The organism is Butyrivibrio sp. NATIVEDY162 (assembly GCF_045999815.1).
Lineage (GTDB): Bacteria > Bacillota > Clostridia > Lachnospirales > Lachnospiraceae > Butyrivibrio.
Window position 1 is genome coordinate 277572 of record NZ_CP172573.1, and the last position, 16950, is coordinate 294521.

16 protein-coding genes are annotated in these 16950 nt (G+C 42.3%); all 16 read left to right on the forward strand.

The annotated features are described in order from the left end of the window. Positions 1–2 precede the first annotated feature (2 nt). Positions 3–806, forward strand: coding sequence for a motility protein A (locus tag ACHCNF_RS01100; protein ID WP_408070960.1), 804 nt, complete (start codon positions 3–5; stop codon positions 804–806). Further along, on the forward strand, positions 806–1810 hold the full coding sequence (locus tag ACHCNF_RS01105) for an OmpA family protein (RefSeq protein WP_408070961.1): 1005 nt from the start codon (positions 806–808) through the stop codon (positions 1808–1810). The genes ACHCNF_RS01100 and ACHCNF_RS01105 overlap by 1 nt, the downstream gene beginning before the upstream one ends. A 25-nt stretch (positions 1811–1835) precedes the next feature. Next, a complete protein-coding gene (locus tag ACHCNF_RS01110) occupies positions 1836–2375 on the forward strand; it encodes a flagellar basal body-associated FliL family protein (protein ID WP_408070962.1) in 540 nt (179 codons plus the stop codon). Between the two features lie 81 nt (positions 2376–2456). Continuing rightward, positions 2457–3440 carry a flagellar motor switch protein FliM gene (fliM, locus tag ACHCNF_RS01115; RefSeq protein ID WP_408070963.1) on the forward strand — a complete coding sequence of 328 codons (984 nt, stop codon included), beginning with the start codon at positions 2457–2459 and terminating at the stop codon, positions 3438–3440. Positions 3441–3444: 4 nt separating this feature from the next. After that, a complete protein-coding gene (gene fliY, locus ACHCNF_RS01120) occupies positions 3445–4704 on the forward strand; it encodes a flagellar motor switch phosphatase FliY (protein WP_408070964.1) in 1260 nt (419 codons plus the stop codon). A gap of 30 nt (positions 4705–4734) precedes the next feature. Then, a complete protein-coding gene (locus ACHCNF_RS01125) occupies positions 4735–5079 on the forward strand; it encodes a flagellar biosynthetic protein FliO (protein WP_408070965.1) in 345 nt (114 codons plus the stop codon). A gap of 3 nt (positions 5080–5082) precedes the next feature. Continuing rightward, positions 5083–6015 carry a flagellar type III secretion system pore protein FliP gene (gene fliP, locus ACHCNF_RS01130; protein WP_408070966.1) on the forward strand — a complete coding sequence of 311 codons (933 nt, stop codon included), beginning with the start codon at positions 5083–5085 and terminating at the stop codon, positions 6013–6015. An 11-nt stretch (positions 6016–6026) separates the two neighbouring features. Continuing rightward, on the forward strand, positions 6027–6296 hold the full coding sequence (gene fliQ / locus ACHCNF_RS01135; RefSeq protein ID WP_408070967.1) for a flagellar biosynthesis protein FliQ: 270 nt from the start codon (positions 6027–6029) through the stop codon (positions 6294–6296). Positions 6297–6310: 14 nt separating this feature from the next. Next, complete coding sequence (locus ACHCNF_RS01140) at positions 6311–7090, forward strand: flagellar biosynthetic protein FliR (protein ID WP_408070968.1); 780 nt, start codon at positions 6311–6313, stop codon at positions 7088–7090. Then, positions 7077–8225, forward strand: coding sequence for a flagellar biosynthesis protein FlhB (gene flhB / locus ACHCNF_RS01145; protein WP_408070969.1), 1149 nt, complete (start codon positions 7077–7079; stop codon positions 8223–8225). Before ACHCNF_RS01140 ends, flhB begins: the two co-directional genes overlap by 14 nt. Before the next feature lie 101 nt (positions 8226–8326). Then, a complete protein-coding gene (gene flhA, locus ACHCNF_RS01150) occupies positions 8327–10381 on the forward strand; it encodes a flagellar biosynthesis protein FlhA (protein ID WP_408070970.1) in 2055 nt (684 codons plus the stop codon). A 1-nt stretch (position 10382) separates the two neighbouring features. After that, complete coding sequence (flhF, locus tag ACHCNF_RS01155; protein WP_408070971.1) at positions 10383–11693, forward strand: flagellar biosynthesis GTPase FlhF; 1311 nt, start codon at positions 10383–10385, stop codon at positions 11691–11693. A gap of 47 nt (positions 11694–11740) precedes the next feature. After that, entirely contained in the window at positions 11741–12661 is a 921-nt protein-coding gene (locus tag ACHCNF_RS01160; protein WP_408070972.1) for a MinD/ParA family protein, read from the forward strand. A 40-nt stretch (positions 12662–12701) separates the two neighbouring features. Next, entirely contained in the window at positions 12702–13424 is a 723-nt protein-coding gene (locus ACHCNF_RS01165) for a flagellar brake protein (protein ID WP_408070973.1), read from the forward strand. Continuing rightward, positions 13425–14498, forward strand: coding sequence for a protein-glutamate methylesterase/protein-glutamine glutaminase (locus ACHCNF_RS01170; RefSeq protein ID WP_408070974.1), 1074 nt, complete (start codon positions 13425–13427; stop codon positions 14496–14498). It abuts the gene before it with no gap. A gap of 238 nt (positions 14499–14736) precedes the next feature. Next, on the forward strand, positions 14737–16905 hold the full coding sequence (locus ACHCNF_RS01175) for a chemotaxis protein CheW (protein WP_408070975.1): 2169 nt from the start codon (positions 14737–14739) through the stop codon (positions 16903–16905). Positions 16906–16950 lie beyond the last annotated feature (45 nt).

Consider the following 16950-nt stretch of genomic DNA (forward strand, 5'->3'; position numbering starts at 1 on the left):
AAGTGGATATAGCTTCATTACTTGGTGTTGTACTTTGTTTCATTTTCATGATTCTTAGTATTGTGTTTGGTGCCGGCATTTCCGGTGTGCAATACTTCGTCGATGCACCTTCTGCCATGATTACCTTTGGTGGAGCGTTCATGGCGGTGTTGGCTTCAAGAACCATGCCCAGTTTTATCAACGGACTAAAGTCATATACATTGATCTTTAAAATGCCCGCTGATGATACCAAGGCTGTTATAAAACAGATAATTGACCTGTCAAATACTGCCAGAAAAGAGGGACTGCTTGCACTGGAAGAGGCAGCCAGCAATATAGAGGATGCCTTTATGAAGAAGGGCGTAGGACTTATAGTCGACGGTACTGAGCCTGAACTTGTTAAGGCTATTCTGGAAGCTGAGATAGATGCTATGTCAGAGCGACATAAAGAGAACTACACGTTCTTTGCTGATGTTGCAGGTATGGGACCTTCTTGGGGAATGATCGGAACGCTGCTTGGACTGGTTCTTATGCTGCAGAACATGTCAGACCCTTCATCTATCGGACCGTCCATGGCCGTTGCCTTGATCACGACATTCTATGGATCGGTTCTTGCGAACTGGTTCTGCTATCCTGCTGAGAATAAGCTTAAAGCAAGAGATAATGCAGAATATACTATGAAAAGTATTGTAATAGAAGGACTTCTTTCTATTCAGGCAGGTGAAAATCCCAGAGTTACTGAGGAGAAACTTAAATCGTTTCTGTCACCTGCTAACAGAGCTGCATATGAAGCTGAGAATGGTTCCGGTGATGGTGGAGGAGAGTAATGGCAAAAAAACCAGAAGAGATAAAACCGGGTTTGCCAGCGTGGCAGGGTACATTCGGAGACCTGATGAACTTGCTTTTGTGCTTCTTCGTTTTGCTTTTCTCTATGGCAACAATGGATGCGCAGAAGTTTGAGGAGGTAGCTGCATCATTTAGCTCTGCATTTGGTATTTTTCAGGGAGGTGAAGCAGCGCTTGGTACCGGAGCACTTGTTGGCGATGGTATTTCGCAGTTAAACCAATTGTCAAATTATATAATTTCCATGGGTATTTCCCAATCGGGATCCCAGGAAGAGGATTTAACAGATTCTGAGGGCGAGAACGCAAGTGAGAGCGGAGGCGCCGGAATAAAAGAAGACGGCGAAACTGAGGGCATAAGAACAGGTAGCGGTGGAGAATCAACGGGATCTGAAGGCAATACCTCAGGAGAAGGTTCTGAAGGAGATTCCAGCAAGACAGGCACTGACAGTGATTCCGATCAGAAAGGCGCCAATGCTGAGGATGCACAGGAAGCTGCAGAGGCTGAACAGTTAAAAGCTTCTGAAGCACTTGCTGCGGAGGTATCTGAAGCGCTTGATGCTATGGATGTTTCAAATCAGATTGATGTCAATTTTACCAGTCAGTTTGTACAACTTACACTGCAGGGCTCAATACTGTTTGACTCAGGTAATGCTGATTTGAAGGAAGGCGCAAATGTTATCCTTGATAAAGTCGGCTCGGTACTTGAGAGATATGCAGGCGGCACTATAGAAATCGAAGGACATACAGATAATGTGCCCATGCACAGAGACTATGGCAAAATTACTAATAATGATGAACTTAGTGATGCCAGAGCACTTTCTGTATTTTATTACATAGTTGATAATACGGCGCTTGACCCTTCAAAGCTTAAGCATTCAGGTCGGGGAGAATATGAGCCTGTGGCTGATAATGCCACACCTGAAGGAAGGGCCAGAAACAGACGCGTTGAGATTAGAATATATAATCCGCTTAGTCCTATGTACTAATACATTTTTATGAGGGAGAAAACAGATGAGAAAAAACCTGCTGGCAATTATCATTTTAGCATTACTTTTAGTTAATACCGGTATGACAGGCTTTATGATGCTGACGGTTATGACCACTAATAATCAGGCTGTCGCACTTATCGGCGACGTGGCTGCAGCTCTTCAGATTGAGGCTAACGGTGGACAAAACGGTCAGGGATTTTCAGGATCTGCTACAGGCAATGTGGATATTAGCAATATGGTTCCGTATTCAATAGCCGATATGACAATTTCGCTTAAGGAAGATGCAAGCGGCAAGCCGCATTACATGCTTACAACCATAGTTTTATCACTTGATAAATCAAATGCTGATTATGAGACTTACTATGGGGCTGATGGTACTACTTTTGCAACATATCAGGATAAGATCAAGTCAATTATCACAGAGGTAATTGGAGCGTATACACTTGATGAGATAAGAGCTCATGAGGATGAAGCTAAAGCGGCGCTTCTTGAGAGAATCCAGGAGCTTTTTGGATCAGGATTCATATATGAGGTTAGTTTCTCAGGTAGTGTATATCAGTAATATATTTTGGCTTTTATTTTGGGGAGTATGAAAAGAGTTTGTTATGATTTATTTGTTGGATAAAAGTGAGGTGATCTACGCTTGAGTGAAGTATTATCACAGAATGAGATAGATAATCTACTCGCGGCTTTAAATACCGGTGAACTCGACGTGGATCAGATGTCCGCTGCGGACGAGAAAAAAGTCAAGGATTATGACTTTAAAAGACCGGCCAAGTTCTCTAAAGAACACTTGAGAACCCTGGAGATGATCTATGAACATTATGGAAGACTGTTATCAACAACACTTCCGCTTTATTTAAGAAAAAACGTACAGGTTTCGGTCGCAAACTCTGAGACTGTAACATATTCGGAATTTAGTAATGCACTTAGTAATCCTGTAATTTTGGGTATAATAAATTTCTTACCCCTGCAGGGAACAATAATATTAGAGCTTCAGGCAAATATCGGTTTTGCTTTCATAGACAGAATGCTTGGCGGAGAAGGCGTGGGTCTTGATAAAACCAGACCTTTTACTGATATAGAGATGCCCCTTATAGAGAAGCTGATAACCATATGCATGCAGCTTATGGTGGAGCCCTGGGAGAATGTTTTGGCGATCAACCCCATAATGGAGAGAATTGAGACTAATCCCCAGTTTGCACAGGTTATCTCACCTACCGACATGATTGCCATTGTAACGCTTAATATCAAGATCGGTGATGTGGAAGGACTTATGAATATATGTCTGCCATATTTCACTCTTGAGAGTGTCATGGATAAATTGAATACCAAGTTCTGGTTTTCAACCATGCAGAAGCATGATGATGATACTTACGGAGAACATCTTGAATCGCTGGTAAGACATGTGGATGTTCCGGTAAAAGCCATTTTGGGAAGATGTAATGTTTCGGTAAGTGATTTTGTTCAGCTTCAGAGGGGCGACATAATACGCCTTGATAATCAGGTAAATAGCGAGCTTCAGGTATATGTTGGTGATATTTATAAATTCACGGCACTTCCGGGAACCGCAAAAGATAAATATGCCGTCAGAATAACGTCGGTAATTAGAGAGGAGGAAGAGTAGCAGCATGGATGGAATGCTTTCACAGGAAGAAATAAATGCACTGCTCGCCGGTATGGATTCAGGAGGTGGTGATGCCGGTGGCGGGGATGCTCCGGCTGCTGATGCAGGAGGCGACGCTCCTGCGGCTGATGCTCCTTCAGGTGGCGGCTTTGTGGCCGGTGAAATTGATGAGAGTCTTCTGAATGATGAGGAAAAGGATGCTATAGGTGAAGTTGCCAACATTAGTATGGGATCTTCAGCTACAACTCTGTATTCACTTGTAAATCAGAAGGTTAATATCACTACGCCTCAGGTTGAGCTTGCTAACTGGAATACGGTATTAAATAATTATGAGAAGCCTTGTGTATTTATTCAGATTAAATATACGGTAGGTCTTGAGGGTACTAATATACTTATCCTCAAGGAGCGAGATGTTATGGTTATCACTGACCTAATGATGGGCGGTGACGGAACCAATACTGAGGGCGAGGTAGGAGAACTTCAGCTTTCTGCTATTTCTGAAGCTATGAACCAGATGATGGGTGCAGCAGCCACATCGCTTTCAACCATGATCGGACAGAAGGTTGATATCAGCCCGCCGGAAGCAACGCTTCTTGATATGATTGATGACGATCCCAGTGAGATTTCTGAGTTTTTGACAGGTACATTCTGCCGAGTAACTTTCAAATTACAGATCGGGGAGCTCGTTGATTCAACGCTGATGCAGCTGTATCCTATTGATTTTGCAAAGAGTTTGAAGGATACCATAAGCACAGAGTCTGCAGAGGAGGAAGCTGCTCCCGCACCTGCACCGGCTGCATCTGCACCGGATATGGGCATGCCTGCTTCGGATCCTTCAGCAGCTGCCGGAATGCCGGGTATGGGCATGGATCCGTCAATGATGCAGGGAATGCCGCAAATGGGAATGCCTCAGATGGGTATGCCTATGATGCCAATGGGAATGCCTATGATGCAGCCTCAGATGATGGGAGCAAATGTACAGCCGGCTCAGTTCCAGAGCTTCGCTGCAGGAACTCCCATGATGGCTGCAGGAGAAAACATCGGACTTATAAAAGATGTGCCTCTTGAAGTAACTGTAGAACTTGGAAGAACAGCAAAGGCAATATCTGATATTCTTGACTTTGCTCCCGGTACCATCATTGAGCTTGAGAAGGTTGCGGGTGAGCCTGTTGATGTTCTTGTTAATGGTAAATTTGTGGCAAAGGGAGAAGTTGTAGTTATTGAAGAAAGCTTCGGTGTTCGTGTTACCGAGATTGTTCAATAATTTCAGTAATAATTGGAAGGTCGCAAGAAAATGTATGCTTCATCGATAGCGCAGCTTTTTACTGTACTTGTACTGTTTATTTTGGTTTTGGCTGCGACCTATTATGTAACAAAGTGGATTGCCCGATATCAAAAGGGCAATTCATTTACTGCAAATATGGAGATAATGGAAACCTGTAGGATTTCCACTACCAAATATATGCAGATAGTCAGGGTAATGAACAAATATCTTGTTATTGCAGTTTGCAAAGATAATGTGACATTACTTACAGAGTTATCGGAGGACGAGTATGAACCGCCTGTTTTAAAATCTTCCGAACCTGTTGATTTTAGTAAAGAATTTGAGAAAGTCTTGGAGAAATTTAAGAAGAAATAAGGTATGAAGAGTTTTAGGGGAGTAAAAGATTTAAAGCCGCTGTTAAAGATGGGCATTTCGTTGTTATGCCTTTCTTTTATTGTGGCTTTTTGTGTTTTTAACAGCGGAGCAGTAACAGTTTCCGCATCAACATCATATATAGATGATACGCATCCAACAGATCCTACTGTAGATAGGGATACACATCTGACAGGAACAGATGGGGAGAGGACGAACATTACAGAACCGGGTTCCGCCAAGGATGCTGATGATCTGAAGGAACTGAATATAGCAAATACCGTCACCGTGACCTATGACAACGGTAACGGTACTATTAACGGGGCACTGAGAATTCTTATAACCCTGACACTTATTGCGCTCGCGCCTCTTTTGCTGATAATGATGACCTGCTTTACCAGAATCATCATTGTACTGCATTTTACGAGGGCTGCGCTTTCTACGCAAACTTCTCCGCCGAACCAGGTTCTTTTGGGACTTGCATTATTTCTTACATTTTTTATAATGCAGCCCACCATTAAGGAAATAAATGAAACGGCTATTCAGCCCTTTGATAAAGGCGAGATAGAGCAGCAGGAATTTTTTGATACAGCTATGATCCCCATTAGAAACTTTATGTATGGCCAAACTCAGACCAAGGATGTGCGTCTTTTTATGGAAATTGATGATCTGGAATGGGATGGTGAACTGGATAGCATTCCTAATGCTGTACTTATTCCCAGCTTTTTGATCAGCGAATTAAGAACAGCATTCATAATTGGATTCCTGATATATATTCCGTTTATTGTTATAGATATGGTTGTGTCATCGGTACTTATGAGTATGGGTATGATGATGCTTCCGCCGACTACTATTTCCATGCCATTCAAGATTCTGCTTTTTGTTCTTGCTGATGGGTGGAACCTTATAATTGGCAGTCTGGTTAAGACATTCTATTAGGAGGGGTACAAATGACAGTAGATGACGTTACGGCTATCATGTCCAACGGTTTGTTTATGGTAATCAAAATTGCGGTTCCGATTTTGCTGGTTTCGCTTATAGTTGGTCTTTCAATATCAATCTTTCAGACTGTAACATCTATTCAGGATCAGACGTTAACTTTTGTACCTAAGATACTTGTTACATTTTTGGCTCTGATATTACTTGGAAACTGGATGCTTACTGAATTGTCCGGATATGTTGTGAAAATGTGGTCGGATTTTTCATTATACATTCATTAGCGGAGGATGAAGATTTGATAGAGTACACCTTCACCTACGGCGATCTAGAGGTTTTCTTACTGATACTTGTTAGGGTGACAATGTTTGTTTATATTGCACCCTTTTTTAGTATGAGCAATACTCCGCAGATGGTGAAAATCGGTTTTTCGGTGCTGTTGTCATTTATACTCTATGGCTATGCACCTGTTAATACACTTGAATATGATACTATACTTGGTTATACGGTAATTGTTCTAAAGGAATTTTTTACCGGACTGTTAATAGGATATGCAGCGCAGATATGCACGCTTATAGCTACTATGGCGGGACAGATTGCAGACATGCAGGTTGGCTTATCGATGGTTCAGGTTATGAGCCCTAATTCCAGGGAAAATGTCGCTGTTTCTGCAGCTTTATATCAGTATGCGTTCATGGGCATGATGCTTGTAAGCGGCCTCTACAGATATTTTATATCAGCACTTACAGATTCTTTTAGACTTATACCTGTTAATGGCGCGATTTTTAATTCAGATAAGCTTCTTAATTCTATGCTGAAGTTTATATCTTACTATATGATAATTGGCTTTAGAATTTGCCTGCCTGTTTTTATAGTAACATTTATCATGAACGTTATTCTTGGTATCCTTGCAAGAGTTGCGCCCCAGATGAATATGTTTGCTGTGGGTATGCAGCTTAAGCTTATTGTTGGACTTGCAATGATGTATTTTACAAGCATGTTGCTATATAATGCTTCGGACTTTATTTTTACCAATATGAGGCTTTTGATGACGGAGTTTATTAATGACCTTACGTAAAAGCGGAGAGGAACTGAATATTGAACTGATGCTTTCTTACAATCTGCAGTTCTTTGCTGACGGCCCCGGAGGCGAGAAAACCGAGGAGCCTACGGCTAAAAAGCTTCAGGATGCAAGAAACGAAGGTCAGGTTGCAAAAAGCCAGGAGATAGGCAATGCTGCAGGACTTATGACGCTGTTCATACTTATAAGAGCACTGTACACGTATCTTGGTGACAGCTTCTCGGATCAGTTTCGCAATGTATATTCCCAAATTCCGGATATTATTGTGATGTATGATGGTTTCACACCTTTTGGCGATCTTCGCATCTTACTTATGAATACTATTTTGAGAATACTTATTACCGCGGCACCTTTTTTGATAGCATCCTTCGTTGTTGCATTCATTTGCAATGTTGTGCAGGTGGGATGGAAATTCACCGCTAAGCCCCTTGAGCCGAAGCTAAGTAAGCTAGATCCCATTAAAGGTTTCAAAAAGATTTTCTCTTCAAGGCAATTGTTTGAGCTTGTAAAAGCTATTGCAAAAATCCTGATTATTTCAGTGGTGGTTTACACATATTTTGTAGGATATGATGCCTCTGTTTTCACACTTTATGATATGACACTAAAACAGGCTATTGGACTAATGGGCAAAACCATCATTGATATAGGGATCAGAATATCCGCAGTATATGTGTTTATTGCAGCCGCAGATCTTATCTTCCAGCGCAGAAAATTCCGTAAAGACATGATGATGACCAAGCAGGAAGTTAAGGATGAGTACAAAAATACTGAAGGAGATCCTCAGATAAAGGGCCAGCAGCGCCGCCGTATGATGCAGGCTTCACAGCGTCGTATGATGCAGGAACTTCCCAAGGCTGATGTTGTTATCACAAACCCTACGCATTATGCAGTTGCTATCAGATATGATGCAGAAAAATATGATGCACCTATGGTCGTTGCAAAGGGTGAAGGATACCTGGCTCAGCGAATCAAGGATGTTGCAAAAGAAAATGGCGTTGAGATAGTAGAGAATAAGCCACTTGCCAGAATGTTGTATGCCAACGTGGATATAGGCGAGCTTGTTCCGCCGGAACTATATCAGGCTGTTGCTGAAGTTCTTGCATTTGTTTATCATCTTCAGGGTAAAGTTTGATTACTATATTGTGCTCTATTTTCCTCTTGAATACAAGATATGGTATGCGATATACTAATTATGTATACTTATGAAAAAAATTGGGGAAAGGGGGATGAATAATGCTTGAAACTATAAGAAAGCGCGCATTCGATTACGGTGTAGCTCTCTATTTTGTTGCGGCTGTTATCATGTTCATCGTGCCTATTCCCACTTGGCTCATGGACTTCCTTCTTGCCTTTGATATGTCGCTGTCATTTGTGATCTTGTTTACTGCGATGTTTTCAAAAGAAGTATTGGATATGTCCTTTTTCCCGACGATTCTTTTGTTCACAACAATTTTCCGTATTGCACTTAATATTTCTTCAACGAGACTGATCCTTACCGGTGGTGATGCCGGTAAGGTTATTGAGGTATTTGGACAGTTCGTTGGTGCCGGAGACCTGATCATTGGAACAATCGTGTATGTGATCCTTATTCTTGTGCAGTTTATGGTAATCAATAAGGGTTCTGAGCGTGTTGCTGAAGTATCGGCACGTTTTACATTGGATGCTATGCCCGGTAAACAGATGGCTATTGATGCAGATCTGAACACCGGAGCTATTACAGATCAGGAAGCTAAGGTCAGACGTGAGAAGATTCAGAATGAAGCAAGCTTCTTCGGAGCTATGGATGGTGCTACTAAGTATGTAAAGGGAGATTCTACTGCAGGTCTTATTATTACGGCAGTAAATATTATCGGAGGTCTTCTCATGGGTGTACTCAGACAGGGTATGCCCTTGAATGATGCTCTTGATAAATATGCAATCCTTACTATGGGTGACGGCCTTGTAAGTGCCATCCCTTCGCTTCTGGTATCACTTAGTACCGGTATTCTTGTTACTAAGGGATCAAAGGAGGCAGACTTTGGACCTGCACTTATCGGGCAGCTTTTTACAGGCTCCAAGACTTTGTATCTCGTTGGAGCACTCATTGCAGCACTTGGTATACTTACACCACTTCCGGACTTGTTATATCTTCCACTTGGTGCCTGCATTGCAGGACTTGGATTCCTTATGCAGAGACAGAGTAAGATTGCATCAACCGAGGAAGAAGTTATGGCTGAAGAGGAGCAGCAGGCTGAGGAGATAAGGCAGCCTGAAAACGTTACCAGTCTTCTTCAGGTCGATCCTATAGAGCTTGAGTTTGGCTATGGAATAATTCCACTTGCTGATGTTAATCAGGGCGGTGACCTGCTTGACCGAGTAGTAATGATAAGAAGGCAGATTGCTTTGGAACTCGGTACGGTTGTGCCGATCATTCGTCTTCGAGACAATATTCAGCTTAATCCTAATCAGTACATTATCAAGATAAAGGGAATTCAGGTAAGTGATGGTGAGATTCTCTTTGACCATTATATGGCCATGAATCCCGGTAATGTAGAGGAAGAAATAACAGGTATTCCTACATTTGAACCTTCCTTCCATCTTCCTGCCACCTGGATTACGGAGAGCCAGAGAGAACGCGCGGAATCTTTGGGATACACTGTTGTTGATCCTCCGTCTATCATTGCAACACACCTTACTGAGGTAATAAGAAATCATATTGCTGAGCTTCTTACCAGACAGGATGTTCAGAACCTTGTTAATAATCTTAAAGAGAACAATCCTGCACTTGTGGACGAACTTGTGCCCAAGCTTATGAGTCTGGGTGAGATTGAAAAGGTTTTGCAGAATCTTTTGGCAGAGGGTATCTCAATAAGAGATCTCGTAACCATATTTGAAACACTTGCTGATTATGCTCCGTCCACGCACGACAGTGATATACTTACGGAATATGTCAGACAGAGCCTTAGAAGAGCAATATCAAGCAAATATTTTTATCCGGGTGAGACCACCAGCGTTATTACACTGGATCCGAAGATTGAGCAGGAGATCATGCAGTCGGTAAAGCAGACTGAGACCGGTGCATATCTAACTCTTGATCCCACAAGAACAAAGGCTATCCTTAAGTCTGTAGGCGAACAGGCTAAGAAACTAGAGGATGCCGGAATGATACCGATAATAATGACTTCGCCGATCGTGCGAATGTATTTTAAGAAGATGACAGAGGACTATTATAAGGATTTGATTGTTCTTTCTTACAATGAAGTTGAACCTAATGTTGAAATGCAGTCTGTAGGGATGGTAGCGGCATAATATGATTATAAAAAAGTACACCGGAAAAACTGAATTAGAAGCTACAGAAATTGCGAAAAAAGAGCTGGGCGACAACATTGTTATCATGAATGTCAGACCCGTGAAGAAAAGCGGTTTCTTCTCTATTTTTGTTCCTCCTAAGATAGAGGTTACTGTAGCGCTTGAGGATGAACCGGCAAGAACCATGAAGGCGGTAAAGCCTGTAAAAGATCAGACAAAGGCGCCGAGGCCTCAAAAACCTGCATCCATGGCAGACAAGCTGTTAAGAGCTCAGGAACAGGGCGAAATACCTCCGCTTAAGGTATCGTCGCCTTCATCTCCACCGGCTTCAGCAGTTTCTACAGCACAAAAAGAGCATGGGCTTATACAGGATGAGAGCAGCGCCATAGAGGAAAAACTCGACAGCCTGCACAATCTTTTGGAAAAAAATCTTAAGACTGATAAAGAGGATGTAAGGTCGGATCCACAGGTGGATGAAATTTCCGAGATAAAAGAAGCGCCAAATACTGTATCAGATGAGACATTGTCTTTTGTTAAAGTTCTATATAACACCCTGATAGAGAATGAGGTTGATGAGATTTATGCAAATCAGCTCACTGATGAAGTTGAGAAGGTTAGTAAGCCCAATATTCCCATGGAATATGTTCTTGCTAATGTCTATCAGAAGATGGTTCTTAAATTTGGACCCGCTGACAGAATAAGGGAACCTGGAGACGGACCTATTGCAGAAATTTTCATTGGACCAACAGGTGTCGGAAAGACAACTACCATAGCTAAGCTTGCTTCAGAACTTAGGATTGTAAGAAAGAAAAAGGTTGCTCTTTTAACAGTAGATACATACAGAATAGCTGCCGCAGAGCAGCTTAAGACGTATGCAACCATAATGGATATCCCTTTCAGAGTTATCTATTCGGCAGAGGAGATGAAAGCTGCGGCAGAAGAATTCAAGGATTACGATTATCTTATGGTTGATACTGCAGGTCATAGTCTTCACAACGAAGAGCAGAAGGAGACTATGATCGGTTATATCCATGCACTTGAAGAGTGCGTTGAAACCGAGAACTATCTGGTTCTTTCTGCAACAACCAAGTACAGGGATCTGATAGAAATAGCAGATGGCTACTCTCAGTTAGTTAAGTACAAACTTATTTTCACCAAAATGGATGAGACAAGTTCTGCAGGAAACCTTTATAACATTCACATGCACACCGGAGCTCCCATGTCTTATATTACAAATGGACAGAACGTTCCGAGTGATATTGCTGTCTTTGATGCTCAAAAAAGTGTTAAGGGGCTTCTTGGTGGAAAATAGTGGATGATTTTTGGATATTTTGATAGAATATAGACAGGATTATTTTTATGGATCAGGCACAACAACTAAGAAATATTATTAAAGCACAACATGCTCCGCAAAGACCTCTCGCCAGGATTATTACTGTAACTAGTGGTAAGGGAGGAGTTGGTAAATCAAATGTATCGATCAATCTTGCCATACAGTTCAGAAGGATGGGACAGAGAGTAATTATTCTTGACGCGGACTTTGGACTTGCAAATATAGAGATAATGTTTGGTACTGTACCAAAACACAATCTCAGTGATCTTATTTATAAGAAAAAGAATATTAAGGATATCATTACCTGGGGACCTGAGGGAGTAGGATTTATTTCAGGTGGTTCCGGTATTTCAGGTATGTATAACCTGGAAAGAAAATATTTAGTTGATATTATAGTGAACCTTGCGGAGCTGGATGCTATTGCAGATACAATTATAATTGATACCGGAGCAGGAATTTCAAATGCTGTTATGGAGTTCCTTGTAGCAAGCGGCGAGATTATTCTGGTTACAACTCCGGAGCCTACTTCTATTACTGACTCGTACTCACTACTTAAAGCACTAAATCAGCAGGAAAGATTTTCAAGAGACAACACGATGATAAAGGTTGTGTCCAACAGAGTCGCTACAGGCGATGAGGGACAACAGCTGTTTAATAAATTGAATGCCGTAGTTGCAAGATATTTAAAGCTCCCGCTTACTTACCTTGGAGCTATCCCACAGGATCAGATGCTGGCTCGCGGTGTAATGCAACAGTCACCGGTTTCCATACAGTATCCGAACTCAAAATCAGCTAAGGCATTCGAACAGATTGCTGCAGAACTTGTTAATAAAGAAGAACTTGAAAAATACAAGCCTAGGGGTATGGCTGCATTTTTCTCACATATTATTACAGGGAGAAAACTTAATTCAACGAAAAATACCGGAGATAAGGCAGCCGGTCAATAAAATATTTTTTTCAACTATAAAAGGTAAGAGGGGTACCTAAATGCTTGCGGACTATATTGCGCCAGGCAATAAAATTGAACTGAAGGCCATCGGTAAGGTCTGGATGGACGATGACAGCCGCACGAAAAAAATTCACCTGAGTAAGATTACCGACGTTTTGTCAGAAGACAGAATTGAAGTTCTTATGCCTATGGATAAAGGGAAACTTGTACTATTGCCCGTAGATGGTGAATATAGCTTGTGCTTTTACAGTGCAAGGGGACTGTTTCAATGTTACGGAAGGATAATTGACCGATACCGGAGCAACAATGTTTATATTTTAGTTCTTGACCTTCTAAGTAATCTTCAGAGACTACAGCGAAGAGAGTATTACAGATTTAGCTGTGCTCTTGAGCTTCGATCGCGGATTTTCACCGAAGAAGAAGTCGAAGCTATCAGGCGTAACTGGGGATTGCTTTTGGGAACGAACAAGCCGTTACAGCGAAGCGTTATCGTTGATATAAGCGGTGGCGGTTTACGGTTTGTCGCTAATTTCCAATATGAAGAGGGAAGCACGATTTATTGTGCTTACAGATTACCCGGCAATATTAATAATATTGAGTACGAAATGGTGTGCACCGTACTAAGGGTACAGGAACTCGAAAACAGGCCAGGGCTGTATGAGCACCGCATACAGTACAGCTACATTGACGAGACTTCCAGAGAGGATATTATACATTTTATCTTTGAGGAAGAACGGAAAATTAGAAAGAAGCAAAACTAAATGTCGAAAAAAATTTTGTTAGTTGATGACTCTGCACTCATGAGAACCGTCCTTAGTGATATAGTAAACTCAGATTCAAGATTTCAGGTTGTAGATAAGGCTAAAGACGGAGTTGAAGCCCTTGAGCTTTTGAAAAAGAACACATATGATGCTGTTATTCTTGATGTTAACATGCCTCGTATGGACGGAATTACGTTACTCAAGGAAATCAACAAAAATAAAATAAGAGCTAAAGTAATGATGTGTAGTACAGACACCAAGGAAGGGGCAAAAGTGACACTTGATTCATTAGAACTTGGAGCTCTTGATTTTATTCATAAACCGGATCGCGCCTCGGATTGCCGTGGCGATGATTTCACCAAGACGCTTACCAGAACACTCGCAGCTGTTTGCGAGTCCAGGGCGCCGGTTAGTGCGAAGGCTTTTTCAATCGATGAGATCAAAGCCTCTCGTAAAATGGTGGATATTGTCGCTAAGCATGCTGACAAGGTCACAGGCAATCGCATAGTTGCAATTGCCAGTTCTACGGGTGGGCCTCGTGCGCTTCAAGCGGTTATTCCAAAACTTCCCAAAAATCTTAAAACACCGGTTGTACTTGTGCAACATATGCCGGAAGGATTTACAGCTTCTCTTGCAGAAAGACTGGATTCTCTTTCAGAGGTTCATGTCAAAGAGGCTGCTGAAGGTGATGTTCTTCAGGCAGGCACCGTCTATGTTGCAAAGGGCGGAAAGCATATGCATGTAATAACTTCAGCCGGTAAACACACCATTCATTATGTTGACGGACCTACAAGAGAAGGCGTAAGGCCTTGCGCAAACTTCATGTATGAGTCACTTATGGATTCTGATTATGACTCTATATGCTGTGTAGTTCTTACTGGAATGGGTGCAGATGGTACTGAGGGAATTAAAAATCTGAAATCGAAAAAGAAGGTTCATGTCATTGGACAGGATGAAGCATCCTGCACAGTATATGGCATGCCTAAGGCAGTGGCAACAGCTGGTCTTGTTAATCAAGTTGTTACACTTGATGACGTAGCCCAGGAAATAATTATGAACGTTGGCGTTAAGTAATCACTTGGCGAGGTTTTATCGAGCCTAGTGTACTACTTAGTTCTGTCGAGCGAAGCGAGAGCAGAACTTCCTTAGTTCCAAGCCGAGAGCAGAACTTCCTTAGTTCCAAGCCGAGAGCAGAACTACCTTGTTCCAATCCCGAGAGCAGAACATCATTGTTCTTTAGCTGAGGAGCAGACTTCTTTCGATTCCTTTACTTAACGCAAGCGTGACGTTTTCTTATGGAGGTAAAGGGATTATGGATGTTTCTCAGTATCTAGGCGTCTTTCTTGACGAAGCAAAGGAGCATCTGCAAACGCTGAATGACAGTATTATGCAGTTGGAGCAGGATCCGGAGAACGAGGATTGCATTAACGAAATCTTCCGATCTGCCCATTCTATGAAGGGAATGGCAGGAACCATGGGTTATAAGAATATGCAGAACCTGACCCATGATATGGAGGATGTTTTTTCAGACGTACGTAATGGCACACTGAAAATTGACTCAAGCATGATTGATACCTTGTTCCAATGTCTGGATGCAATACAGGCTTACGTAGACAATATCACGGAGTCACAGGACGAAGGAACTGAGGAAAACGCTAATATCATCAAAGCACTTGCAGATATTAGAGCAGGCGCAAGCGGTGGTGGTGGAGCAGCTCCTGCAGCGGCAGCCCCTGCGGCTGAAGCAGCACCCGCAGCAGCTCCTGCAGCTGAAGCAGCACCCGCGGCAGCACCTGCAGCAAATGCAGCACCGTCGGATGCAGATCCTGCGAAGGACTATAGAGCGATTAAGATCGACCCTGATACCAAGGGTAACCTTGAGGATGCTAAGGCACAGGGCAAGAAACTCTATGGACTTAATGTTAAGATCCAGGAAAGCTGTATCCTTAAAGCAGCAAGAGCATTCCTTGTATTCAAGGGTATTGAAGAGATCGGTGAGCTTATGATTTCCGAGCCTTCCACTCAGGATATTGAGGATGAAAAGTTTGAATTTAATTTTAGTCTAATTATTTCTACAGACGAAGAAGATAAAGATAAGATAAAAGATATCGTAAAAAGTGTTTCGGAGATCGAAGACTGTGAGATAGGCGATTATGATCCTAATGCAGCTGTCAGCACAGAAGAGGCCGCTGCAGTAGCACCCGCAGCAGCACCTGCAGCCGGAGCAGCACCTGCAGCAGCACCTGCAGCGCCCGCAGCACCTGCAGCAAAACCTGCTGAAAAAGCACCGGCTAAGGATGCCGGAAAGAAACCTGTTGGTAAGCCTGTAGTTAACCGCACAGTTCGTGTAGATATCGATAAACTTGATGTTCTCATGAATCTGGTGAGTGAGCTTATCATTGCGAAGAACTCTTTGATATCTGCTGCAAATTCAGCAGGAATAGTAAGTGGCAACGTAAACGAGCAGATTGAATATCTGGAAAGCGTTACTACCAATCTTCATGAATCTGTCATGAAAGTTCGAATGGTACCTATCGAAAGCGTACTCCAGAAATTCCCTCGTATGATTCGAGATCTTAATAAGCAGCTTGGAAAGAACATGGAACTGACCATGACCGGTGAAGACACTGAAATGGACAGAACCGTTGTTGATGAGATTGGTGATCCTCTGATGCACCTGTTACGTAACAGTGCGGATCATGGAATTGAATCTGCTGAGCTTCGTGCAGAGCGTGGAAAGTCTGAAGAAGGACACATTTTCCTGCATGCATTCCAGGATGGTAACAGCGTTGTTATTGAAGTTGGTGATGATGGTAATGGTATTGATGCGGAGATAGTAAAGAATAAAGCTATTGAAAAAGGCATTGTTACCGCTGAAGAAGCAGCTTCTCTTACAGAACAGCAATGTATTGATTTTCTTTTCCATCCGGGATTCTCAACAGCTAAGAAGGTTACTGAAGTTTCCGGCCGAGGCGTTGGTCTTGATGTTGTTAAGTCCAAGATTGAATCTCTTTCCGGTGAAGTTAGTGTTAAGACAAAACTGGGAGAAGGAAGTACCTGGCAAATCAGATTGCCTCTGACACTGGCTATTATTCAGGCTCTGATGGTTGTTGTTGGTGGAGAGAAATATGCAATTCCTCTTGATTCCATTCAGAGTATTGAGGATGTTGCTCCTACAGATATTAAGACAGTTGAGAACAAAGAAGTTATAAATCTTCGTGGAAGTGTTACACCTATTATTCGTGTAAGCAGGGCTCTTGACACAGAGAGTACCAAGAATGAGGATGAGGACCTTGTAGTAGTAATTACAAGAAAAGGTGACCAGCAGTTTGGCCTTGTTATTGATGAACTTATGGGTCAGCAGGAAATCGTTATTAAGCCTCTTGGCAGATACATGAATAAATGTCGCATGATCAGTGGCGCAACAATTCTTGGTGATGGCGAGATAGCACTGATTCTTGATACTAATCAGTTGGCATAATAGTAATCACTTAGCAAGAGCAGAACTTCCTTTAAGTTAACCGGG

Excerpts from the sequence above, each read along its gene's own strand:
- fliY (WP_408070964.1), top strand. The coding sequence starts at position 3,445 with ATGGATGGAATGCTTTCACAGGAAGAAATAAATGCACTGCTCGCCGGT.
- flhA (WP_408070970.1), top strand. The coding sequence starts at position 8,327 with ATGCTTGAAACTATAAGAAAGCGCGCATTCGATTACGGTGTAGCTCTC.
- flhB (WP_408070969.1), top strand. The coding sequence starts at position 7,077 with ATGACCTTACGTAAAAGCGGAGAGGAACTGAATATTGAACTGATGCTT.
- ACHCNF_RS01160 (WP_408070972.1), top strand. The coding sequence starts at position 11,741 with ATGGATCAGGCACAACAACTAAGAAATATTATTAAAGCACAACATGCT.
- ACHCNF_RS01105 (WP_408070961.1), top strand. The coding sequence starts at position 806 with ATGGCAAAAAAACCAGAAGAGATAAAACCGGGTTTGCCAGCGTGGCAG.
- ACHCNF_RS01170 (WP_408070974.1), top strand. The coding sequence starts at position 13,425 with ATGTCGAAAAAAATTTTGTTAGTTGATGACTCTGCACTCATGAGAACC.
- ACHCNF_RS01110 (WP_408070962.1), top strand. The coding sequence starts at position 1,836 with ATGAGAAAAAACCTGCTGGCAATTATCATTTTAGCATTACTTTTAGTT.
- ACHCNF_RS01175 (WP_408070975.1), top strand. The coding sequence starts at position 14,737 with ATGGATGTTTCTCAGTATCTAGGCGTCTTTCTTGACGAAGCAAAGGAG.
- flhF (WP_408070971.1), top strand. The coding sequence starts at position 10,383 with ATGATTATAAAAAAGTACACCGGAAAAACTGAATTAGAAGCTACAGAA.
- fliP (WP_408070966.1), top strand. The coding sequence starts at position 5,083 with ATGAAGAGTTTTAGGGGAGTAAAAGATTTAAAGCCGCTGTTAAAGATG.
- ACHCNF_RS01125 (WP_408070965.1), top strand. The coding sequence starts at position 4,735 with ATGTATGCTTCATCGATAGCGCAGCTTTTTACTGTACTTGTACTGTTT.
- ACHCNF_RS01165 (WP_408070973.1), top strand. The coding sequence starts at position 12,702 with ATGCTTGCGGACTATATTGCGCCAGGCAATAAAATTGAACTGAAGGCC.
- fliQ (WP_408070967.1), top strand. The coding sequence starts at position 6,027 with ATGACAGTAGATGACGTTACGGCTATCATGTCCAACGGTTTGTTTATG.